This window comes from Autumnicola aciditolerans, assembly GCF_041679265.1.
In the GTDB taxonomy this organism is placed as follows: domain Bacteria; phylum Bacteroidota; class Bacteroidia; order Flavobacteriales; family Flavobacteriaceae; genus Autumnicola.
Genome location: NZ_JBGFSM010000004.1, coordinates 125,623 through 146,926, shown reverse-complemented (window position 1 = coordinate 146,926; position 21,304 = coordinate 125,623). Strand labels below are relative to the sequence as shown.

19 protein-coding genes and 1 tRNA gene are annotated in these 21,304 nt (G+C 43.0%); 9 read left to right on the top strand and 11 right to left on the bottom strand.

Annotated features, from left to right (window positions below; all coding sequences use genetic code 11):
* Positions 1 to 91: 91 nt before the first annotated feature.
* Positions 92 to 865, bottom strand: a complete 774-nt coding sequence (gene cdaA, locus AB8M93_RS05490; protein ID WP_373056571.1) for a diadenylate cyclase CdaA — start codon at positions 863 to 865, stop codon at positions 92 to 94.
* A 38-nt stretch (positions 866 to 903) separates the two neighbouring features.
* A complete protein-coding gene (gene folP, locus AB8M93_RS05485; protein WP_373056570.1) occupies positions 904 to 1,728 on the bottom strand; it encodes a dihydropteroate synthase in 825 nt (274 codons plus the stop codon).
* Positions 1,729 to 1,817: 89 nt separating this feature from the next.
* On the opposite strand from folP, the gene AB8M93_RS05480 reads away from it, so the two are divergent.
* From AB8M93_RS05480 to AB8M93_RS05455, 6 genes are all read left to right on the top strand, one after another.
* Positions 1,818 to 2,360 (top strand): DUF1599 domain-containing protein, encoded by a 543-nt coding sequence (locus AB8M93_RS05480; protein WP_373056699.1) that lies wholly within the window; start codon positions 1,818 to 1,820, stop codon positions 2,358 to 2,360.
* A 13-nt stretch (positions 2,361 to 2,373) separates the two neighbouring features.
* On the top strand, positions 2,374 to 3,468 hold the full coding sequence (locus AB8M93_RS05475) for a BT_3928 family protein (protein WP_373056569.1): 1,095 nt from the start codon (positions 2,374 to 2,376) through the stop codon (positions 3,466 to 3,468).
* 158 nt (positions 3,469 to 3,626) lie between these two features.
* Positions 3,627 to 4,379, top strand: coding sequence for a triose-phosphate isomerase (tpiA, locus tag AB8M93_RS05470; protein WP_373056568.1), 753 nt, complete (start codon positions 3,627 to 3,629; stop codon positions 4,377 to 4,379).
* On the top strand, positions 4,380 to 5,213 hold the full coding sequence (gene prmA, locus AB8M93_RS05465; protein WP_373056567.1) for a 50S ribosomal protein L11 methyltransferase: 834 nt from the start codon (positions 4,380 to 4,382) through the stop codon (positions 5,211 to 5,213).
* Positions 5,214 to 5,269: 56 nt separating this feature from the next.
* Complete coding sequence (locus tag AB8M93_RS05460) at positions 5,270 to 5,545, top strand: ATP-dependent Clp protease adaptor ClpS (RefSeq protein ID WP_373056566.1); 276 nt, start codon at positions 5,270 to 5,272, stop codon at positions 5,543 to 5,545.
* A gap of 88 nt (positions 5,546 to 5,633) precedes the next feature.
* A tRNA-Arg gene (locus tag AB8M93_RS05455) sits at positions 5,634 to 5,707 on the top strand.
* 108 nt (positions 5,708 to 5,815) lie between these two features.
* Here the strand turns inward: AB8M93_RS05455 and AB8M93_RS05450 are convergent.
* Positions 5,816 to 7,699: a ScyD/ScyE family protein gene (locus tag AB8M93_RS05450; RefSeq protein ID WP_373056565.1), complete on the bottom strand. Its 1,884-nt coding sequence runs from the start codon at positions 7,697 to 7,699 to the stop codon at positions 5,816 to 5,818.
* Between the two features lie 360 nt (positions 7,700 to 8,059).
* Between AB8M93_RS05450 and AB8M93_RS05445 the strand changes: the two genes are divergently transcribed.
* The 3 genes from AB8M93_RS05445 to AB8M93_RS05435 all read left to right on the top strand — a co-directional run bounded on the left by AB8M93_RS05445 (position 8,060) and on the right by AB8M93_RS05435 (position 11,480).
* Positions 8,060 to 9,082, top strand: a complete 1,023-nt coding sequence (locus tag AB8M93_RS05445; RefSeq protein WP_373056564.1) for an LLM class flavin-dependent oxidoreductase — start codon at positions 8,060 to 8,062, stop codon at positions 9,080 to 9,082.
* Between the two features lie 4 nt (positions 9,083 to 9,086).
* Positions 9,087 to 10,469 (top strand): MATE family efflux transporter, encoded by a 1,383-nt coding sequence (locus AB8M93_RS05440; RefSeq protein WP_373056563.1) that lies wholly within the window; start codon positions 9,087 to 9,089, stop codon positions 10,467 to 10,469.
* Positions 10,470 to 10,586: 117 nt separating this feature from the next.
* Positions 10,587 to 11,480, top strand: a complete 894-nt coding sequence (locus AB8M93_RS05435; RefSeq protein ID WP_373056562.1) for a YihY/virulence factor BrkB family protein — start codon at positions 10,587 to 10,589, stop codon at positions 11,478 to 11,480.
* Between the two features lie 8 nt (positions 11,481 to 11,488).
* Here the strand turns inward: AB8M93_RS05435 and AB8M93_RS05430 are convergent, their stop codons facing one another.
* The 8 genes from AB8M93_RS05430 to AB8M93_RS05395 form a co-directional block, all read right to left on the bottom strand.
* Positions 11,489 to 12,673 (bottom strand): DUF4126 domain-containing protein, encoded by a 1,185-nt coding sequence (locus AB8M93_RS05430; RefSeq protein WP_373056561.1) that lies wholly within the window; start codon positions 12,671 to 12,673, stop codon positions 11,489 to 11,491.
* A gap of 95 nt (positions 12,674 to 12,768) precedes the next feature.
* The gene (locus AB8M93_RS05425) at positions 12,769 to 13,686 is read right to left on the bottom strand and encodes an alpha/beta hydrolase fold domain-containing protein (RefSeq protein WP_373056560.1); all 918 of its coding nucleotides are present in this window, start codon (positions 13,684 to 13,686) and stop codon (positions 12,769 to 12,771) included.
* 180 nt (positions 13,687 to 13,866) lie between these two features.
* A complete protein-coding gene (locus AB8M93_RS05420) occupies positions 13,867 to 14,655 on the bottom strand; it encodes a PhzF family phenazine biosynthesis protein (protein WP_373056559.1) in 789 nt (262 codons plus the stop codon).
* 54 nt (positions 14,656 to 14,709) lie between these two features.
* Complete coding sequence (locus AB8M93_RS05415) at positions 14,710 to 15,600, bottom strand: sterol desaturase family protein (protein WP_373056558.1); 891 nt, start codon at positions 15,598 to 15,600, stop codon at positions 14,710 to 14,712.
* Positions 15,601 to 15,610: 10 nt separating this feature from the next.
* Positions 15,611 to 18,739 carry an efflux RND transporter permease subunit gene (locus AB8M93_RS05410; protein WP_373056557.1) on the bottom strand — a complete coding sequence of 1,043 codons (3,129 nt, stop codon included), beginning with the start codon at positions 18,737 to 18,739 and terminating at the stop codon, positions 15,611 to 15,613.
* Between the two features lie 5 nt (positions 18,740 to 18,744).
* Positions 18,745 to 19,953: an efflux RND transporter periplasmic adaptor subunit gene (locus tag AB8M93_RS05405; RefSeq protein ID WP_373056556.1), complete on the bottom strand. Its 1,209-nt coding sequence runs from the start codon at positions 19,951 to 19,953 to the stop codon at positions 18,745 to 18,747.
* A gap of 16 nt (positions 19,954 to 19,969) precedes the next feature.
* On the bottom strand, positions 19,970 to 20,755 hold the full coding sequence (locus AB8M93_RS05400) for a TolC family protein (protein WP_373056555.1): 786 nt from the start codon (positions 20,753 to 20,755) through the stop codon (positions 19,970 to 19,972).
* Positions 20,688 to 21,176 (bottom strand): TolC family protein, encoded by a 489-nt coding sequence (locus tag AB8M93_RS05395; protein WP_373056554.1) that lies wholly within the window; start codon positions 21,174 to 21,176, stop codon positions 20,688 to 20,690. The genes AB8M93_RS05400 and AB8M93_RS05395 overlap by 68 nt, the downstream gene beginning before the upstream one ends.
* Positions 21,177 to 21,304 lie beyond the last annotated feature (128 nt).

Genomic DNA, 21,304 nt, shown 5'->3' with positions numbered 1-21,304 from the left:
ATATACCACCCCGGCCTTTGGCCACCCCTCCTAAAAAAGGAGGGGAGCATTTTAAAATATCTAACTTTTTACCTTCCACCTTTACCTTATACTAGGAAAGATCTTCCTTAAGCCTTTCAATTAACTCCTCGTTGGTTTCAAACATCACAAATTCGCCGTCTTTAATATAAGAAATCTGCCCGGTCTCTTCGCTTACCACCAGGGCGAGGGCATCGGTTTTTTCAGTAATTCCTACCGCGGCTCTATGGCGCAGCCCAAAACGAAGCGGAATTGACCTGTCGTTGGAAACCGGAAGTATTACCCTTGTCGCGGTAATTTTATTGTCTTCAATAACAATTGCACCATCATGTAGCGTGCTGTTTTTGTAGAAAATAGACTGTATAATGGGTTGGTTAAGTTCAATATTCATCTCATCCCCGGAATTTTTTACAAAATCCAGTTTTGTGCTTTTCTGGATCACCATTAATGCGCCGGTAAGCGTTTTGCCCATAGCCTCACAGGCTTTTACAATGGCTTCCACATTTGTTTTTGTTTCATCTTCTTCCCGGGAGAAACGCCAGTGCCGGAAAAGGCGGTTGTTGTGTGTGAGGTTTGTAGAGCCAATCATGAGCAGGAATTTCCTAATTTCCTGCTGAAAAACCACAATTAGGGCAAACATTCCAACGCCAATAAATTCCCCAAGCACATTGCTTAAAAGCTCCATTTGAAGGAGGCGGGTAAGCCACCACGCCACGTAAATAATTACAATTCCCAGGAAAATATTTACTGCAACGGTGCCTCTAACCAACTTGTATAAATAATAGAGTAGAAGCGCGACAAAAACGATATCTACAATATCGAGGATACGAAGATCAAGAATGTCCAATTTTGTTTTGGGTTTTTGTAAAAATAGGAAATATACAGCTACTTTTTTATCTGGGACATTAATTTCACACATTCCACGGCTTCTTTTACATCGTGAACACGTAAAATATTAGCACCTTTTTGTAAGCAGACGGTGTTTAAAACCGTGGTCCCGTTTAACGCATTTTCGGCAGTGGTGTTTAAGGTTTTGTAGATGATTGATTTCCTGGAAATTCCTGCCAGGAGGGGAAGTTCCAAAATTTTAAAAATCTCCAGCTGCTTAAGAAGCTCGAAATTCTGGGAAATGTTTTTTGCAAAGCCAAAGCCGGGGTCAATTATAAGATCGTTTATGCCGGCTTCCCTGGCCTGCTTTACTTTTTCAGAAAAATCTAACAGGATCTCCTGCAGCATATTTTTATACTTATTTTGATCTTTCATGTTCTGCGGTGTACCCTTCATATGCATCATGATATAAGGCACCTGATATTTGGCAATTATCGCTATCATGTTTTTATCGAGATTACCGGCAGAAATATCATTAATTACGTGTGCTCCCGCGGCAATGCTTTCTTCAGCCACTTTACTGCGGAAGGTGTCTATGGAAAGCAGGGCTTCAGGAAAACTGTCTTTTAGCAGCTCCACCACCGGCAGCACCCTTTTCAATTCGGCTTCAACTGAAATATCTTCGGCGCCTGGCCTGCTGCTGTACCCGCCAATATCAAGAAAATCTGCTCCTTCCTTCAGCATCCTTTCAGCTTTGCCTAAAACAGCGTCTTTCTCTACTGTTCTGCTTCCGGAGAAAAAAGAATCGGGGGTAATATTTAAGATGCCCATGATCTTTGGTTGTGAAAGATCTATGAGATTTCCCGCGCAGTTTATGGTCATTTTCTTATTTTTAGCCTGTTTATAAGTCAAAGGAAAGCTTTGACTAATTGGAATATTTGCCCGAAATTTACGCAAATTACTACTTTTTTATGCAGGATACTTCAAAACAATACGATGCGGTGGTGGAAATTTGCCGTGAATTGTTTACCAATAAAATGAAAGACTACGGAAGTGCCTGGCGCATTTTGCGGCTTCCTTCGCTTACAGACCAGATTTTTATAAAAGCCCAGCGCATCAGGAAACTCCAGGAAAATGAAGTGCGCAAGGTAGATGAAGATGAAAAATCTGAATTTATTGGCATCATTAATTATGCTGTCATGGCCCTTATCCAGCTGGAAAAAGGTTTCGCAGAGCAGCCCGATTTAAATGCTGAAGAGGCTGCTATTTTGTACGATGAGAAGATTTCTGAAACCAAGGAATTGATGATGAACAAGAACCATGATTATGGTGAAGCCTGGCGGGATATGCGGGTAAGTTCGTTAACAGATTTGATCCTGCAGAAATTGCTGCGGGTGAAACAAATTGAAGATAACAAAGGAAAAACGCTGGTAAGCGAAGGCATAGATGCCAATTACCAGGACATGATTAATTATGCTGTTTTTGCATTGATATTAATGCAGGAGGAGGCGTAGAATAAATAAAAAAATGAAATTATTGGTAGGCATCGCCCGTGTGGTGGTAGGAGTTCTTTTTATTTTTTCGGGCTTTATAAAAATGAACGATCCCGTAGGTTTCTCGTATAAACTTCAGGAATATTTCAGCCAAAGCGTGCTGGATATTGAGGTGCTGATTCCCTTTGCGCTGGTAATTGCCATTTTGCTGGTGGTGTTTGAACTGGTGTTAGGGATAATGTTGCTTATAGGTTATTTGCCAAAATTTACCACCTGGTGTTTGCTGCTCATGATCGTGTTTTTCACGTTTCTTACCTTTTATTCGGCTTATTATAACAAGGTAACCGATTGTGGCTGTTTTGGGGATGCCATCCCGCTTACGCCCTGGGAGTCGTTTACCAAAGATGTGGTACTGCTGCTTTTAATCCTGCTGTTATTTTTCAATAGAAAATTTATTACGCCTGTTTTTGCAAGAGCGTCTCATCGCTGGATCATCTTTCTCTCGTTTATGCTGTGTTTCCTTTTTTGTTATCATGTTTTGATGCATTTGCCGGTATTTGATTTCAGGCCCTATAAAATTGGCGCAAATATACAGGAGGGAATGGAAGTCCCTGAAAATGCGCCCGAGGCGGTGTATGAGTATAACTGGAAATTTAATAACAATGGCGAAGAGATAATTATTACCAATAATGGGAAATATCCGCAGCAGGAAGGTGAGTTTGTTGGGGTGGAAACCACAATGGTGCAGGAAGGCTACGAGCCGCCAATCCACGATTTTTATATTGAAAAGGACGGGGAAAATATCACTTCAGAAATATTAAATGCTGAAAAAGTACTCTTTATTGTAGCTTACAATCTTAGAAGCACAGAACGTGAGGGCTACAAAGCCATAAAAAAACTAAGCGACGAAGCTTTGAAAAAAGGTTATAAGGTTGTAGGGGTAACCTCTTCCGGAGAAAAACTTCAGCAGCAAATAATTAACAAATTCAGTCTGAACTTTAATTTTTACCAGGGAGATGCCACGGCACTAAAAACAATTGTGAGAGCCAATCCCGGGATCCTTGTGCTTAACAGCGGAACCATATCCCAGAAAAAACACTGGTTTGATGCAGAAGATGTGAAATTATAAATGTACCTCTCAATTCATTAAAAATTTGATAAAAATCAATGCTTAAAACCATGGTATCTGGCTAATGTAGTTAGATATCAATATATTTGTAATGTTCCGGAAATAGCCGGGAAAAATTCAGAAAAAACTTCCTTAAAAAGGGATCCAACCAAATAATTATGAGAAAAAATATCGTAGCCGGAAACTGGAAAATGAATAATGATCTTGCAGAAACTGAAGAATTGCTTTCGCACCTAAAGATGCAGATGGTAAAAGAACCAGCCGCAGAGGTAATGGTAGCTCCTTCTTTTACCAATTTATACAGCACTTTTAAAGCGCTTAAAGATACTCCGGTAAAAGTTGCCGCTCAAAATATGCACCAGGCAAAAAGCGGTGCCTTTACCGGAGAAATTTCGGCTTCCATGCTTAAGAGCATAGGCGTAAATACCGTTATCCTTGGCCATAGTGAACGCCGTGCACACTTTCATGAAACTAATGAGATCCTGGCAGAAAAGGTAAATGCTGCTTTGGAAAATGAGATGGAAATCATTTTTTGTTTTGGAGAAGAACTGGAAGACCGCAAAAGCGATAAACATTTTGAAGTCGTGGCAACACAATTAGAGGAAAGCCTCTACCAGGTTCCTAAAGATGCCTGGAGCAAAATTATCCTGGCTTACGAACCAGTTTGGGCAATTGGTACGGGAGAAACCGCTTCCCCCGAGCAGGCACAGGAAATGCACGCTTTTATCAGAAAAAATATCGCTGAAAAATACAGTCAGCAAATCGCCGATGAGGTTTCCATTTTGTACGGTGGGAGCGTAAAACCGGGAAATGCCAAAGAAATTTTTGCCAAGGAAGATGTGGATGGCGGTTTGATTGGCGGAGCCAGTTTAAAAGCTGTTGACTTTATGGCGATTGTAAATTCTTTCTAAATGGCTTCTAATTATCTCGAATTTATTTTTAAGGTAGAACCGGTACAACCCGCATCTGAAATTCTTGTTGCTGAACTGGGATATTTGGGTTTTGAAAGTTTTGTGGAAAATGAAGACGGGATTACGGCTTATATCCCCTTAGAAGAATACGAGGAAGATCTGTTGGCCGGAGTGCATATTCTGCAATCTGAAGAATTTGAAATTACTTACTCCAAATCTGAAATTGAACAGGTAAACTGGAATAAGGAATGGGAGAAAAATTTTAGCCCCATAATGGTAGAGGATATTTGCAGCGTAAGGGCTCCTTTTCATCCAAAACCTGAAGCCGATTTTGATATTGTTATAGAGCCTAAAATGTCTTTTGGGACAGGACATCATGCAACTACCCATTTAATGATAAGGCAGATTCTGGACAATAACTGGAAGGGGAAAACGGTACTGGATATGGGTTGCGGCACAGGAGTTTTGGCCATACTTGCAGCGCTAAAAGGTGCCTTTAAAATTGATGCTATAGATATAGATAACTGGTGCTATTTAAATACTCTTGAAAATATTGAGCGTAACGACTGCCCACATATAAATGTGGAAGAAGGTGGAGCCGAGTTATTAGAAGGAAGAAAATATGATTCTATTTTAGCCAATATCAACCGGAATATTTTGCTGAAGGACATGTCCTATTATCTGGCAGCTTTAAATAAAGGAGGTGAGATCTTTCTCAGCGGATTCTATACTGAAGATCTGCAGGTAATAAAAAAGGCCGCCCTTAGTTCTGGGTTAAATTATAAAAATCATTTGGAGAAGAATAACTGGGTAGCCGTAAAGTTTTCTTTTTAAGGTTTTTAGAAAGATCGTATCTTAGGCAAGTATTTATGATTCAAAATCGATTGAAGATGAGCACGCAAGAAGAAGTCTTAGAAAAGCTAAGTACAAAGGCGAAGGAGAAGAAAGAAAATGAGATTGTACTTTATAACGATGATTATAACACTTTTGATCATGTTATAGAAACACTTATATACACCTGTGACCATACCCCGGAGCAGGCAGAGCAATGTTCTTTACTGGTACATTACAAAGGTAAATGTACAGTGAAAACCGGACCTTATGATGATTTAAAACCACGATGTTCCAAAATTCTGGAAGCCGGGCTAAGCGCAGAAATTATTTAGTATAAAAAAATCATCATAATCTTTTCAAGATATCAAATAAGCATTATATTTGCAGCCGCTTACTGAAAGGCTAAGCATTGCAAAAAATGGCCTCGTGGCGCAACTGAATAGCGCATCTGATTACGGCTCAGAAGGTTCCAGGTTTGAATCCTGGCGAGGTCACTCTTCGAATAGCAAATCATATCAAAACCACGCAAATCTCAGGATTCGCGTGGTTTTTTAGGTTTTTGAATAATCACATTATTTAAATAACACATACATTCATTGCAGTTACATCGTTATTTTAAAAACTTCAGCCTGGCCGGGAATAAGCGAATTTTTTGTTGCCCACAGGTTTCCGTCTTTATCAAAAGAAATAGCGGTTAACATAGCGATATTACTGGCTATTACTTCGCAGTGAAGCGTTTCAGGGTCACATGCCTGTATTTGGCCTCCTTCTCCTATGCCTGCTTCCACTGCAAACCAGCTCCTTACATCCATTTCAGCAACATAAAGTAGCCCGTCCTCCCCAAAAGTCATATCCATAATAGAAGTGAATCCGCCGTCAAATGCTTTTATACAATCTGCACTTGATCCACACATAGCTCCCAGCGCATTGGGCGCAATCTTCCAGATGTTGGATTCGCCTGTGGGAGCAGGAAAGCCTTTAAGCTCCCCTACATAATAATAGCCGTCAGGCCCAATAACCACTGAGGTGGGAACTGCCTGTGCCGGCATCATGGGCGGAAGTTCGCAGAGGTCTGCTCCCGAACCAGGGCAGCCGACAAGACTTTTTATATTATCGGTGGACACCAATTCAGCAGGGAAAATTGCCATTATTTCAATATTGCCCAAGTTATCTATGCGTAGCAGGTCATTACCACCAGCATCTATTACCAGTGCTAAATTTTCATTTATCGCTTTAACATCAAAAGGATTGGAATTTACGTCTGCACCATCTGGATTATACGTTGCTTCAAATTCAAAAAGATTTATAACCGCGTCCACACTATTATCAAGGATATGGTATAAACGTTGATTGTCATCAAGCAGCGTCTCTTCTGCAGGCCCAGAGGTAGCCCAGATATGCCCGGTTCCTGCTGTGGCGATAGAATTAACTCCTGGAAGTTCCACTTTAAGATTTCCGTAGAGATCCTTTATCCCGGCTGAAGCATCAGCGACCAGAAGTCCGCCGCTGGATGCCATTTCCAGGTCAAACACCGGCCCATTAAACAAACTGATGATCTCCTCACCGCATCCAAACATAAGGTGCGCGTAATCTACAGCCTCATCTCCATCAAAATTGGCCTGAATGTCTTCCCGGCTCAGGGTTCCGGTAATTGTAGAAGCTTCTGCATTGGTATAAACACCTGCCCAGTCCAGCAGGGTGGCTTCATAATAAACATAATCTTCGTCATCGGCAAACTCAGGAAGATCAGGAAGGGCTACGCATAGTGGTTCAGCCGAGGGATCTTCCCCTTCTGTGGAAAGTGTGTTCTCTAAATTTGAATAAAGTAAAGTTCCGGTATTGTCTGTACCCAGCCAGACATTTAAGGAAAATGCAGCAGGGAAATGCCTTCCGCTGCCATTGCAGTAATTAGCAAAAATGCAGAAGTCTACTAATCTGGTGGGAATAAGATCGAAAAATAGATAACCGTATTCATTTACAAGACGTTCATCAAAGCAAAGAACAGGAACCTCTACATATTTTTTTACACCGGCGCCAAGATTTATTGTTAATGGCAATGGATTGTCCACAAATCCTTCTAATTCGCCACCCCTTGGTGCCAGCCAGATAAGCTCCCCCGCAGCATTATATACAGCAAAATAATCCAGGCTATAAGTTCCTGGTTCAAGTTCTAATTCAGGAGCATAATCGGTAAAAGTCTGGCCCGGTACAAGATCGATTCGAAATGGAGCTCCCTGGGCTCCTACAATTTCATCATCTCCCTGCAAAAGGATAATTTCAATATAGGCTGGGTCATCATCTGAACACTCCGGGAAATTAGCTGCCACTTGTTTAATGGCTGCTTTATCTGTAAGCAGGTCGTTGAGTACAGCGCCGAAAGAAATACTGGCTTTTTCATTGCTTAACGGTACATTTTCTTCTTCACTACAGGAGGTAAAGAAGAAACTAAATAACAGGAATAACAGGAACTTTTGCAAATTTTTCATGACCCTATAAGATTTTAATTGGTTGCTTTAAACATTTATAATGAAAAGAAGAACTCGAAATCTTTTACACTATAGGGGGGTGAAAATTTACAAACTGAAAAAGTTTTAGATATGAGATTCGGCAACATCTTCAGACTGCCCGAAATTATGGGAATACTGCTAGAAAAAATATAGGTGTTTTCCCTTAATTTTTTCGCTGGCGTGTTTGCTTTAAATTGAACTAACTTTTAACAAAGCTCTAATGCATAAAACATACTTAAAATTTAAACTCTGTTATTTCTACTTTTTTAAAATTATTTCCTGAAATTTTATGCTACCATAGCCGACATACTTAATTCAATAGCTATAAAACCTTAACCAATGTCACAAATAAATAACATCCCATATTCAATTTTAGAGCTTGCAGGAATTTCAGAAGGTGCAACACCAGCTGAAACTTTTAAGAAAACCCTGGATCTCGCACAAAAATCAGAGCAAATGGGATACAGGCGTTTCTGGCTCGCAGAACACCATAACATGAAAAGTATTGCCAGTGCAGCCACTTCGGTATTAATTGGCCATATTGCCGGGGGAACAAAAAGCATTCGTGTGGGTTCCGGCGGCATTATGTTACCCAACCATTCCCCGCTTATCGTCGCAGAACAGTTTGGTACCCTGGGTGCACTTTATCCCGGCCGTATAGATCTTGGGCTTGGAAGGGCTCCGGGTACAGACCAGGTGACGGCGCATGCTATAAGGAGTGACAGGATGCAGGCGGTGCACAAATTTCCCGAAGAAGTTGCCAGGATTCAGCAGTTTTTTTCCAAAGATAATGCTTCAGCCCAGGTAAGAGCCATTGTGGCTGAAGGAGTGGAAATGCCGGTCTATATTTTAGGATCCAGTACAGACAGTGCTCATCTCGCTGCCAAACTTGGTTTACCTTATGCTTTTGCCAGTCATTTTGCACCTACGCAACTTTTTGAGGCCCTGGATATTTACTACAACAATTTTGAACCTTCGGCATTTCTTGAAAAACCCTATTCCATTGCCTGCATAAATGTTATTGCAGCAGATACAGATGAAGAAGCCGAAACCTTATCAACTTCTCTCATCAAAATGATTTTTGGAGTGATGACAGGCAATATAGATTACATTCAAAAACCTACCTTAATGACGCCTCAATTAAAAGAACTGGCAGAAAATCCTGCCTTTGAACGCATGCTAAAATATGCCTTTGTAGGAAGTAAGGAGAGCGTGCAAAATAAAGTGGTGGAGTTTCTTGGGAAAACCGGAGTAAATGAACTTATGGTGGCTTCGCACATTTATGACCATCAGGACAGGGTGAAATCCTATAAAATATTTTCTGAAATTATGAAAGAGCTAAAACAGGAAACTGTAAATTAGAATTATGAAAAACAATGGAAGGAAAGGAAGTTTCACAGAAGGTAAAATTTTCCAATCCCTGCTCCGGCTCGCCCTTCCAATAATTTTTGCGAATATCCTTCAAACCGCTTATCAGCTAATAGACACTTTCTGGCTGGGAAGGCTGGGTGCAAATGCGGTGGCTGCGGTAAGCCTTAGTTTTCCTATTTTATTTCTCGTGCTTTCCCTGGGAGGTGGTTTAACCCTTGCCGGGACTGTTATTGTCTCCCGGTATAAAGGAGCTGAAAATCAACAGCAGGTAAATTACAGTTCTTCTCAAACGGTATTTGTAATTTTCTTTATCTCGGTCTTTCTTGCCGCGCTGGGATATTTTGCAGCCCCGCCTTTAATGCGCCTGGTAGGAGCCGGCCCGGAAATACTTTCGGAGTCCATCAGTTATTTCCAGGTTACTTCCTGGGGATTTATCTTCCTGTTTATGTTTTTCGTTTTTCAGTCGTTAATGCGAGGCATCGGGAATGTTCTGCTTCCTATGTATATTGTTCTGGCCACTGTTTTCCTGAATCTTGTCCTGGATCCCCTTTTTATATTCGGATATGGAGCTGTTCCCGGTTATGGTGTGGCAGGAGCTGCAGTGGCCAGCGTGATCACGCAGGGAATTTCTTCAGCAGCCGGCCTTTTTATATTGTTCCGTGGAAATAAAGGCATAAAGATTAACTGGGCAGATATGAAACCAGATCTGGTGTGGACCAGGCGCATGTTCCGGCTGGGGATACCTGCCAGCCTAGACCAGTCTACCCGTGCCGCAGGAATGACCATTATGGTGATGCTGGTAACCAGTTTTGGAAGCGATGTGGTTGCTGCCTACGGCATTGGCTCCAGGATTTTAAGCCTTGTGATTGTTCCTGCCCTTGGTTTTGCTATGGCAACCACCACTTTGGTGGGGCAGAATATAGGAGCTTCTAAAATAAAAAGAGCTGAAAAAATTGGAAATCTCAGTACTAAAATTGCCTTTTTTGGCCTCACCGCCATCGGGATGATATTGTTTGTTTTTGCAGAACCTCTTACCGCTTTTTTTGTGCCAGATGATCCCAGGGTAATCCAGGACGGGGCACTGTTTATTAAAATTATGGCTCCCAGTTTCGGGCTCCTTGGCGTGCAACAGGTTTTAAACGGTCTCTTTAACGGGGCAGGTTTTACCAAAGCCTCTTTACTTATTTCGGTTTTTAACCTCTGGATCATCAGGTTTCCTGCGGCCTACATTCTTTCACATAATACCGGGCTGGGTTTTAAAGGAATATGGTGGTCTTTCCCGGTTTCCAATCTTATGGCCGCAGGGGTGGCTTTCGTCTATTTTAAAATGGGCTACTGGAAGGTGCGCACCATAAGAAGAAGGCATTATAATTCCTGAAGGGCAAATTCTTATTTTTAGCTTTTATGGCATTTAACAATGATTTAGCAGGAGCTCCTGCGGCTTTTTTCTATTTTATATTTAAACATTGTAAAATAAACACCGCGCAAATAAGAAATGGCAAAAAGAATCCACAATCCCTTAAATATTCCTGTATCTGGCTGGAAGAAAATTCTCCTGCATGTAAAAGAGGAGATTAGTAATGATAGTGTAGATATTGTTTCGGCGGGAGTTACTTTTTATGCTTTCCTTGCCATTTTCCCGGCTATTATGGCCCTTATTTCCATATACGGACTAACCACAGATCCGCATCAAATAGAAGCCCAATTATCGCAGATTTCAGCAATGATGCCAAAGGAAGCCTTTCACCTCCTTCAAAAGCGGGTAGAAAATTTTATATCCAAGTCCCCAAACAGCCTGGGGTGGGGTACTGTGATAGGGATTCTTTTTAGTATCTGGAGCGCAAATAAAGGGACTAAATCATTGTTTAAAGGAATAGACATTGCCTACGATACCATAGACGATCATGGATTTTTTAAACAATTACTACTGGCTACAATATTCACGATTGGAGGGACTGTTTTAATTATTCTCTGCATGACTTTAATTATTGGTTTTCCCGCTTATATTCAAAATATTGGTTTGCCGGAAAGTATTGAACATTTAATAAGCTGGCTAAGGTGGCCGGTACTTTCTTTGATTGTCGCCTTTTTTCTTTGTTTGATCTATCAATATGCCCCGGCAAGAAAACGGCCCAGGATGAAGTGGGTGGTTATTGGCGCGGTTCTCGCCACCGCATTATGGTTAATTGCTTCCTGGGGTTTTTCCTTCTATGTACGCCATTATAGCAGTTACGGGGAAGTTTATGGGTCTGTTTCTGCGGTGGTTATTCTTTTACTATGGCTTTTTATCACCAACTTTATCGTCCTGTTGGGCGCAGAACTAAATTCTGAAATTATGGATTATGTGCAAAAAGATCCTAATGCGGAAGCCCCTTATAAAAGAAGATAGGTGAAATTTCAATTTTCAACCTGTGCTAAAAACCTTTTTTTCCAGATGTAATACCGCATGAAGATGTATGCCGGGGCAGCCAGGAATCCCAAAGCGATTCCAAATATAAAAAAGAGGAAGGTGATAAATTTTATAAACAGCTTTGTGAAAAAAGAGCTGCCTCGCGGCAGGTATCTGCGGTAGGGCGAAAACAGGTAAATATTTGCCATTACAGCGCTTACAACAAAACCAATAACTGGGATAAAACCGAGGAAAAAGGAAAGTCCGGTAATTTTATAAAATTTCTTATTTTGCCTTTTTAGATAGTCCTTTATGCCGGGAGAATCAAAACTGGCCGCACCGCAAATCTCACATTCCTGTTTAATGTTATTGCTTTTAAGTTTGTTGCCGCACTCGCTACACCGTTTATGGGAAAGCAAATCAAGACGATGCTCTTTTTGATTTTTAATCAGTGCTTCTTTTTTCTGTCCCAGCATTCCAATTTTATGAATTTCCGGGAGTTCATTTTTGCAGTTAAAACACTTTATTGCGAAAGGTAAATTTTTTGCGAAGCAATGGGAGCATTCCACCTTTTGCTTTTCCAGCTTTTTGTTATAGCGTTTCTTAAGTAACAGGATAATACCTATAGCAGCTGCGTATAAAGCAACCATAAAAACTCCCGTCCAGATGAGTAGAAAAAAGCCAAAGAGTACCAGGCTGTCCTCTGCCCAACTGCTTATTTTCCCGATAAACAGGTTATCATCTTCATCTATTTCCTCCAGGAAATCAATGAAATTTTTCCTCAGGTTGGCAAGCCAGTAAACTGCAAGCACTCCAATGGCCAGTAATATCCAAAGCGGATTTATTGCTGCCCATTGTACTTCTTTTAATATTCCGGCAGAAGCTTTGTCTATGAGGCTAAGGTTTATCAGAAGAAAAGAAAGTGGTTTGAGATAGGTTTCGGCACCTTTCACAAGATTTCTTACTTCAGTGCTTTTGTCTCCAATAATTTCCAATAAACTCAATATTCCCAAAACAATTAAAACCCAGTCTTTTGATAAAAACGCATTATCGGGAAGCGGATTAACCTCTCCCATTCCCGGAAAATACTCGGGATAAGAGAGAAAAAGAGCCGTAAGAAAGGCAGGTAAAAAGGTACGAAGTGAGAACAGAGGGATGGAACCCAGAATGGCTACAATTTGTGCTACAGACATTTAGAAAAATCTTTAGCCCAAGATAAGCATACTTTTTTAGCCTTTTCTGCTTCTGTTATTAAAGCATTAAAAGTGTTTGCTGAAAGCTTCAGAAGCTAAAATGCCTGCTCAATGGGCAGGTACTTTTCTATAAATTCTCCTAATTTATTCTGCATACTTTCATTGTCTTTATCTTCCCAGTCCCCGTGCCCTCCCTCAAAGATGGTAAGTTCATTAGGCACTTGAGAAGCATCTAATTTCTGTTTTAAAAACTCCCCGTTACTTATGGGGACCAGTGGATCGTCCTTTCCATAAAAAAGAATACTCGGGCTGTTATGGGTATTTACCCTGTAAGCTGGGCTTACCGTTTTTGCATAATCTGTATTTGCGGGATAAGCATCTTCATTTACCAGCGCGTCCAGGGCCAGAAGAAAGTCTGCATTTTCGATATAATAAGGATCTGTAAAATTAGTAGGGCCAACTATGCTGCAAACCATTTTTACCAGATCTTCATCGTCATAAACACTGTCAAACTGCAGCGCGATATGGCCACCTGAACTCACTCCAATCAAGCCGAATTCAGCTTTTATTCCCAGTTCTGCACCATCTTTTTCAATATGTTTAAGCGCTTTTTTTACATCCTGGAACTGGTTAGGAAAAGCGGCCCTGTTATTTGGGCGTGCCAGCCGGTAATTAAGGTTGGCAATGGCATAGGCAGGATGTTTTTGCTGTAACAACGGGATATAAGTTTGCATATCTGCCTTATCGCCCTGTATCCAGCCCCCGCCGTGTATAAAAACCAGTACCTTTGTAGTGATCTTAGAGCGATTGACAGGCAGATAGAGGTCATAGGTTTGAGCAGGGTCTTCCCCATAACTTATGTCTTTTAATACCAAAGCTTTCTTTGGATCATCATTTTGTAATTCTTCTTTTTGGTCAATTTCTTCAGTAGAACAGGAAAAATGTAGAAAAAGTTGTAAGGAAAAGAGGAGGAGGAGCTGTTTTTTTGTGCAAAGAGGCCGTGAATATTTCATAAGCAATTCAGAAATGTATTTTGTGGTAACAGGAAAAAACCACAGACAAGGTTTTTTAATTAGTGGCAACCACAATTTCTGAAATTAAAAGGCTTTGGCACAACTAGTGAAAACCCCCGGTTTTGTGTAAAATAGGAGGACCAGATCTTGACTCTTTCGGCAGTTATTCGGGCAGTAGTCTTAATCAAGATAAAAGCTTCCTTCAGAATACGTTCTGGCTTTTCCTGAAATCTGCACCCGTGCACCTTTATTTTTACAAAAAAGTTCCCCGCCGCGAGGAGAAATTTGCTTTGCCCGAAGAGTATTTTTTCCCCATTTCTTGGCCCAGTAGGGAATAAGGGAGCAATGGGCCGAACCGGTTACAGGGTCTTCAAAAACAGAAGCTCCCGGCGTAAAGAACCTGGATACAAAATCGCAATCGCTGCCTTTTGCAGTAAAAATAACTCCGCCGGTGCCCAGGTTTAGCTGATCGAAAAAGAACCTGTTAATTTGTATTTTCTTAATATCTTCTTCTGAAGGGTACACAAGAACAAAATCCCTGGCCTTTAAAACTTCTGTTGGCTGAAGATTTAAAGATTTTTTAAGCAGGGAGGGAATTTCTGCTGAAGCAGGGTCACGGCTGGGAAAATTCAGGCTGTATATGCCATTCTCAACTTTCACCTTCAATTCCCCGCTTTGGGTATGAAAAATTATTTCCTCTTTATTATACCCCACAAGGGTACTTATGGCATGTGCGGCAGCAAGCGTGGCATGCCCGCAGAGATCCATTTCATACTCCGGGGTAAACCACCGCAGATTTAGGCCATTATTGGTAATGATGAAAAATGCCGTTTCGGCCACTGCGTTTTCCCTGGCAATTTTCAGGAGCACCTCGTCCGGGAGCCATGCTTCAAGCGGCACCACGCAGGCCGGATTTCCGAAGAAAATTTTATCTGTAAAAGCATCAATTTGATAAACGGGTAATTTCATGGCTGTTTTGATGTAAAAATAAAGAATTTAAAATCGATTGGCAGCGTTCAAACTCTAAGGTACCAACCGGCTTTTTTTTCCTTTGGACTTCCTTAACGGAATTTCACCATTGGGCAACTGCCAGGGACGAGGTTGTTGAAAAGGCATTAACAGAAGGTTTTTGAATTTTTGTTCTCCCGGATCGCGGTAGGAGGGTACGCCAATGTTTATTTCGTCCTGTGGAATATTCAGTCGGATACTGCGATGAATGCGGTCCCACCAGTTAAAAATAACCGAATAGTTACTGTTGGTCTCCCGGTGAACAATGGAATGGTGCACACCATGCATTCGTGGCGTTACAATAAACCTGCTGAAAATTTTTTCAACACTGTAAGGTAGCTGCCAGTTGGAATGATGAAAAAGAGTGGCGGTTTCAAAAATCACTTCATAAATAAGGACCAGCCAGTAAGACGGCCCCGCCAGGAGGATCATAAAACCGCGAAAGAATACTGAAAAGATAATTTCACCAAAATGGAAGCGCAGAGCTGTGCTAACATCCAGGTCCAGGTCTATATGATGAACATTGTGAAACCTCCACAGGAAATTAATTTTTTGGTTTAGGCGGTGCCAGAGGTAATTGCCATAATCCAGCAACAAAAAGCCTAAAATAAAGCTCATCCATACCGGCAGGTTCAGCCAGTTTAGCAATCCCCACTGATGATTTTCAGCAAAAACAGCCAGGTAAACCATTGCCGGGATAAGGAGAAGGCGCAAGGCCATTACGGCAGTAAAAGCCACGCCAATATTTGTTTTAATCCGTCTCCAGCGGTATGCTTTGAGCTTCCTGAGGCGGCGGTAAGATTCAGCAAAAAAGAATAGCAGGAGGCAAGCAGCTATTACAGGACCGCCATATTTATCGAGGATCTCAAAGTAGAAATATTCTTTTACCAGTTCCAATGCTTCCATACTTCCTGTATTAGCCCTCCGCCGGCCTTGGATTTCGTTGTACTTTTTTGCCTTTTTTTATAAGGAGGCTAATGTCTTCCAGGGCGAGGTATAAACAAGGCACTATTACCAATATTATAGAGGTTGCGAAAATAATTCCGAAGCCAAGAGAAATAGCCATGGGAATTAAATAGAAGGCCTGGCTGGAAGTTTCTAAAATAATAGGGGTGAGGCCTCCAAAAGTAGTGAGCGTGGTGAGCATTATTGGCCGGAACCTTCGCAGCCCGGCTTCATGAATGGCTTCATAAATACTTAATGTGTCCCGCTGGCGGTTGGCATAATCTATCATTATAAGGGAATCGTTTACCACCACGCCAGATAATGCGATAACTCCCATAAGGCTCACCAGGGAAAGGTCATAGCCCAGAATAATATGCCCAATTACCGCACCCACCACGCCAAATGGAATAGCAGTCATTACAATAATTGGCTGAGTATAGCTGCCAAAAGCTATGGCAAGCAGGGCGTAAATAAGCAGCATGGCCATCGAGAATCCGCTCCAGAGGGAATCGGTAGATTCACGCATATCGGCCTGGCTTCCTTCAAAACTCCAGGTGAGGCCCGGAAAATCTGCCCTTAGCTGGGGCAGTACTTCCTGCTGCACCCGGGCCAGGACGCGCGTGACCGCATTTGCAGGTTCTACATCCATTCCCACATTCACCACACGGCGGCCATCCCTGCGGTTAATGGAGGTAAAAGCTTCCCGCTGTTCTACGCGTACCACATCCAGCAGCGGCACTTCCACACCTTCCGGGGTGCGCACAATAAAATCTTCCAGGTTCTGAATGTCCCGGCGTTCTTCCAGTGGTAATTTTACCCTCACTTCAATTTCGTTGGTTCCCCTTAGCTGCCTCATGGCCAATGCGCCGTAAAAGGCATCCCGCACCTGCCGGCCCACTTCATTAGAGGTTAAACCAAGGTTTCTTCCTGCCGGCAGTAGTTTAAAATCGTACTGCAGTTTTCCTTTGTTAAAATTATCGCTGATATCCCTTGTATTTTCAAAAGCTTCCATACGTTGTATTAAAGCGGTACTGGCTTTTTCCAGAACATCAATTTCTGAATGGCTTAAGTCTACACTTATATCCTGCTGATATCCTCCCGGCCCACGTTCGGCTTCAAAAGTAATCTGGTCTACGCCTTCAATATCGCCAATATTATCCCGCCATAAGGCGATGAGCTCCCGCGCACTCATATCCCTTTCATCGGGAGGCAGCATTACGATTTCCACATCAATAAAATTTTGGCCGCGAACATTGGTTTTAATACCCTCGGCAACTTCATATAAATTATGCTCTTCAAACATTTTTTGAGTAGAGCGGGTAATATCTTCGGCTACTTTGGCCGCCTGGTATGGAGTGGTGCCAACCGGTAATCTCACTCCTGCTTCAATTTCATCTGCAGCAACTTCCGGCATCATGATCATTCCCATATGGTCGCTGTAGCCGTAGCCGCCCACGATAAGCAGCAAGGCCACTGCGGCACTCAGGGTGATATAGCGGTATTTAAGGCAAAGGTCCAGCAGTGGCCGGTAGTATTTATCAATAACATGATCAAAACCCCTGGCAAAAGATTGTTGCCAGCTTTCCAGCTTTAGTACCCAGCCTTTACGTTTCTTTTCTGAAAGATGGGCAAGATGGGAGGGAAGTATAAAAAGGGCTTCCAGAAGGGAAACGGCCAGGATCACGATAACCACAGCAGGCAATGGCCACCAGAATTTTCCTGTCTCGCCGGGCATAAAAAGCAAAGGGACAAAGGCGATAATTGTGGTAATTACACTAAAAGCCACAGGTTTTGAAACATCCCGCGTACCCTTAATGGCGGCATCTATATATCCCATTCCCTGCTGCCGGTATTCATGAATGTTTTCTCCCACCACAATAGCGTCGTCTACCACAATTCCCAGTACCACCAAAAACCCGAACATGGAAATCATATTAATGCTAAGGCCAAAAAGGGGAAGAAAAATCATCCCGCCAATAAAAGAAATAGCCATTCCCATCATCACCCAAAACGCCAGCCGGTATTCTAAAAATAACGTAAGGATTACCAGCACGATCACTATCGCCATAATGCCATTTTCGGTAAGAAGGGAAAGGCGCTCCCGGTAATCTTCAGCCCTGTTGCTGTCTATGCGGAATTGCACTCCCGGCGGAAGTTGAAAATCCTTCAGAACTTCTTTCACCGTTTCTGCAATTTCCAATGGGGACTGGTCTCCAATCCTGAAAATTTCCATGTCTACGGAAGGGGTTTGGTTGAATTGCCCGTGGAACCCTGTTTCTTCAAATCCATCGGTAATTTCAGCAATATCGGCAAGCGTTACTTTTGCTCCTGAAGGGGAAGAGACTATAGTAATATTCCCGAATTCCTGGGCCCATTGTTTTCTTTCCTGCATCCTCAGCAAAATTTCTCCCGACTGGGTTTCTACAGAACCCGCGGGAACATCTTCGCTGGATTGGGCGATAATATCGGCAACCTGGCCAAGGGTTAAGTTATATTTTCTTAAATTATTACGGGGAATTTCCACGTGGGTTACGTATTCCGGTACGTTGCCTATTTCTACCTGGGTGATATTTGGATTGCTCAGGAGACGGTTCCGCAGCCGTTCGGCGAGTTTGCGGAGTGTCCAGATATCCACATCGCCGTAAAGGCCAATTTCCATCACATCCCGCTGCCGGGATTGCAAACTTACCTCGGGTTGTTCAATATCATCGGGAAAAGTCCTGATCCTGCTTACCGCCTGGTCTATATCCTGAAAAGCTTTCATGCGGTTTGTTCCCGCCACCAGTTCTATAGAAACATTTCCTGAGCCTTCATTTGCGGTAGAAACAATTTCTTTAATGCCCTGTATACCGCGCACGGCTTCTTCTACAGGAAGCAAAATTCCCTGTTCCACCTCTGCCGGGGCAGCACCGGGATAAACCACATTCACATTTACAAAGTCAAGTTGAAACTGAGGAAAAACCTCTTTCTGAATTTTGAACATGGTCCATATCCCGCCTCCAATAAGGATGATCATAAGTAAATTGGCGGCTATGGAATTTCTCGCCATATAGCCTATGGCACCCTCTTTCCGTACTTTTTTGTTCTCTGATTTTTCCATGGCATTTATTCTTCCGTTCCCCGTATTTCCCCGTTACCCGCCGCAGTAGAATCTGCCGCCCTTCTAAGCTCTAAACCTTCAGCCACAGTACTCAGGTTGGTGACCACCACAAGATCATCTTCCTTCAGCCCTTTGCTGATGTAGGCATATTCCGCATCAGAAAGTATAATTTCCACTTCGCGAATGGCAAGTTTCCCATCCTCCATTACCCAAACCGTCTGATTGCTTCGCACCAAATCCCTGTCTATGCGCACCACTTCTTTTATTTCTTCTCCAATCATTTGTGCCTCCACAAAAGCGCCTATCATAAGTTCAGGTTTATCCATAAGGCTGTCTGCCTGAGCCATGGGATCTGGTACCCTTACCAAAATCTGGGCAAGCCTCGTCTGGTCGTCCAAAGCGCCAACCTGTTTGTCTAAAAATCCCGTACGAAAGGCTCCCGCAGGCCATGCGGTAGAATTTTTAATTTTCACCAAAGAGCCGGTATCCTTATCGGAATCAGGGAAAGTAAGCCACTGTAACTTCCCAACGGGAACGGTGAGATTTATCCAGTAAGCTTCCGTACCTACAAGCCTCCCCAGATTATCTCCTGAGGAAACCTGTGAACCCAGGGTTACGTTTTGTGTAAGTACATGCGCATCAAAGGGAGCCTTGATAGTAGTGCGGGCAAGGTTAAGCCTGGCCTGATCCACAGCTGCCTCTGCAGCCTTTATATCTCCTTTTACAGCATTTAACTGAGGTTGACGCAGTACAAGGGAGCGCTCTTCCTGGGAAAGGGTGTCCCCGCCAATTAAATTAAGGTCCTGCTCTGCTACCTGCTGTCGCCCCATTTCCATATCCAGGTTGGTTTGCGTCTGGAGCAAATCGCTTTTTCTCATTTCCAGCGTATTTCGGTAATCTGAAGGGTCTATTTGTAAAAGCACTTCCCCTTTTTTTACAAATCCGCCTGGGCTAAAAGCCTCATCACGCCTTATAATTTGTCCACCCACCAGCGGACTCAGCATCACATCTTCCACCGGCCTTACTGTTCCTGTGGCCACAATCATTGGGCGGTAATTTCCTTTCTCCACCTTTACCACATCTACCAGCATGGCAGATTGTCTAGTGGCGCCTTCAGATTGTGCAGTAGGTTCGGTACTAAAAATAAGAAAAGTTACCGCTGCCCCTGCCAGGAGAATGGCCGCACAAATAATCATAATTTTTTTAGTACTCATAAATAATTATTTTCGGTTAAGGTGCTGCTGTTGTTTCCGTTTCGAATCCTCCGGCCAGGGCACGGTATAATGAAATTCTTATTTCCAGAAGGCTTTGCCTTGCTTCCAGGATATCCCGCTGTAGTTGCTGCTCCTGGTCCAGGGCCAGCAGTACATCCAGGTATTCGGTTATCCCGTTAAGAAATTCCAGTTTTAGTTGCCGGTTGGTTTTTTGGGCCAGTTCCAGCCGCCTTTGCAGGACTTCCAGCTGCTTTTTTTGCTTTACTTCCTGTATAAGAGCGTTTTCCACTTCTCTAAAAGCGGTGAGCACAGTTTGGCCATAAAGGTAAAGCTGGCGTTGTTTAAGGGCTTCGGTCCGGCTTACTTCTGCACGAATACGCCTGGCATAAAACAAAGGCGCTACAATATTGCCCGCCAGGGTATATGCCCAGTCCTGGAAAAGGTTATTGTAATTATTGGAACGCATCTGGCCCTGAAGGTTCAATGATAACTGCGGAAATTTGCTCCTAATGGCCTGCGCCATTTCCCTGTCTGCTGCCAGGACCAGGTTATAAGCCTGCAACACATCGGGACGGCGGCGAATAAGTTCCAGCGGAAGCCCCGTTTCGGGAAGGGGAGGGAGTTCCGGAAGGCTGTCCCCTGGAATTGCCAGTTCGTTTTGCGGTGGAGTACCCAGTAGTACCGACAGTTCATTTTCAAAAAGCGCTGCCTGCGTCTCATACTGTATTTTCTGGTTACGGGTACTTTCCAGCAGTTGCTGCTGGCGCAGGATGTCTACCGCGCGTACCTGCCCCCCCCACAAAACGGGCCCTTATAAGGCGCATTATATTTTCGTTGATTTCAATTTGTTCGTTGGCAAGCTCCAGTTGCTCCCTCGCCGTTAAGAGTTGGAACCAGGTGTTGCTGATTTCTGCGGAAAGGGTCATGGCAGCGGCCTGATAATCGTAAAAAGTAGCCTGCGCGCGAAATTCTTCAGCCTCTATTCCAGACTGGATCCTGCCCCACAAGTCTACTTCATAGGAAGCTGAAAGCCCTAATTGCAGATTTTCGCCTCCTGCAAAATCAGGTTGGGGGCGGCTAATGGCACTTCTTGCCGTGGCATTTATTTCCGGCCACAAATAAGAAGATTCTCTTTGCACCACGGCCAGGGCAGCCTGGAAGAACTGCCAGTCTCCCGCCAGTGACAGGTTTTCCTTCAATCCCCGGTTTACCAGTGAGTTCAACTCCTCATTGTTGAAGGCAAGCCACCATTTATCCGGAACAACTTCAGCACCGTTATAAGAGAATTCTTCAGGCTCCTCTATGGGCGCTTCTACATTTTGTAATTTTGGCGCACAGGAAAAAAGTCCGC

Excerpts from the sequence above, each read along its gene's own strand:
- folP (WP_373056570.1), bottom strand. The coding sequence starts at position 1,728 with ATGACCATAAACTGCGCGGGAAATCTCATAGATCTTTCACAACCAAAG.
- AB8M93_RS05405 (WP_373056556.1), bottom strand. The coding sequence starts at position 19,953 with ATGAGTACTAAAAAAATTATGATTATTTGTGCGGCCATTCTCCTGGCA.
- AB8M93_RS05420 (WP_373056559.1), bottom strand. The coding sequence starts at position 14,655 with ATGAAATTACCCGTTTATCAAATTGATGCTTTTACAGATAAAATTTTC.
- prmA (WP_373056567.1), top strand. The coding sequence starts at position 4,380 with ATGGCTTCTAATTATCTCGAATTTATTTTTAAGGTAGAACCGGTACAA.
- AB8M93_RS05480 (WP_373056699.1), top strand. The coding sequence starts at position 1,818 with ATGCAGGATACTTCAAAACAATACGATGCGGTGGTGGAAATTTGCCGT.
- AB8M93_RS05435 (WP_373056562.1), top strand. The coding sequence starts at position 10,587 with ATGGCAAAAAGAATCCACAATCCCTTAAATATTCCTGTATCTGGCTGG.
- AB8M93_RS05460 (WP_373056566.1), top strand. The coding sequence starts at position 5,270 with ATGAGCACGCAAGAAGAAGTCTTAGAAAAGCTAAGTACAAAGGCGAAG.
- AB8M93_RS05410 (WP_373056557.1), bottom strand. The coding sequence starts at position 18,739 with ATGGAAAAATCAGAGAACAAAAAAGTACGGAAAGAGGGTGCCATAGGC.
- AB8M93_RS05440 (WP_373056563.1), top strand. The coding sequence starts at position 9,087 with ATGAAAAACAATGGAAGGAAAGGAAGTTTCACAGAAGGTAAAATTTTC.
- AB8M93_RS05475 (WP_373056569.1), top strand. The coding sequence starts at position 2,374 with ATGAAATTATTGGTAGGCATCGCCCGTGTGGTGGTAGGAGTTCTTTTT.
- AB8M93_RS05445 (WP_373056564.1), top strand. The coding sequence starts at position 8,060 with ATGTCACAAATAAATAACATCCCATATTCAATTTTAGAGCTTGCAGGA.
- AB8M93_RS05425 (WP_373056560.1), bottom strand. The coding sequence starts at position 13,686 with ATGAAATATTCACGGCCTCTTTGCACAAAAAAACAGCTCCTCCTCCTC.
- tpiA (WP_373056568.1), top strand. The coding sequence starts at position 3,627 with ATGAGAAAAAATATCGTAGCCGGAAACTGGAAAATGAATAATGATCTT.
- AB8M93_RS05430 (WP_373056561.1), bottom strand. The coding sequence starts at position 12,673 with ATGTCTGTAGCACAAATTGTAGCCATTCTGGGTTCCATCCCTCTGTTC.
- AB8M93_RS05415 (WP_373056558.1), bottom strand. The coding sequence starts at position 15,600 with ATGGAAGCATTGGAACTGGTAAAAGAATATTTCTACTTTGAGATCCTC.
- AB8M93_RS05450 (WP_373056565.1), bottom strand. The coding sequence starts at position 7,699 with ATGAAAAATTTGCAAAAGTTCCTGTTATTCCTGTTATTTAGTTTCTTC.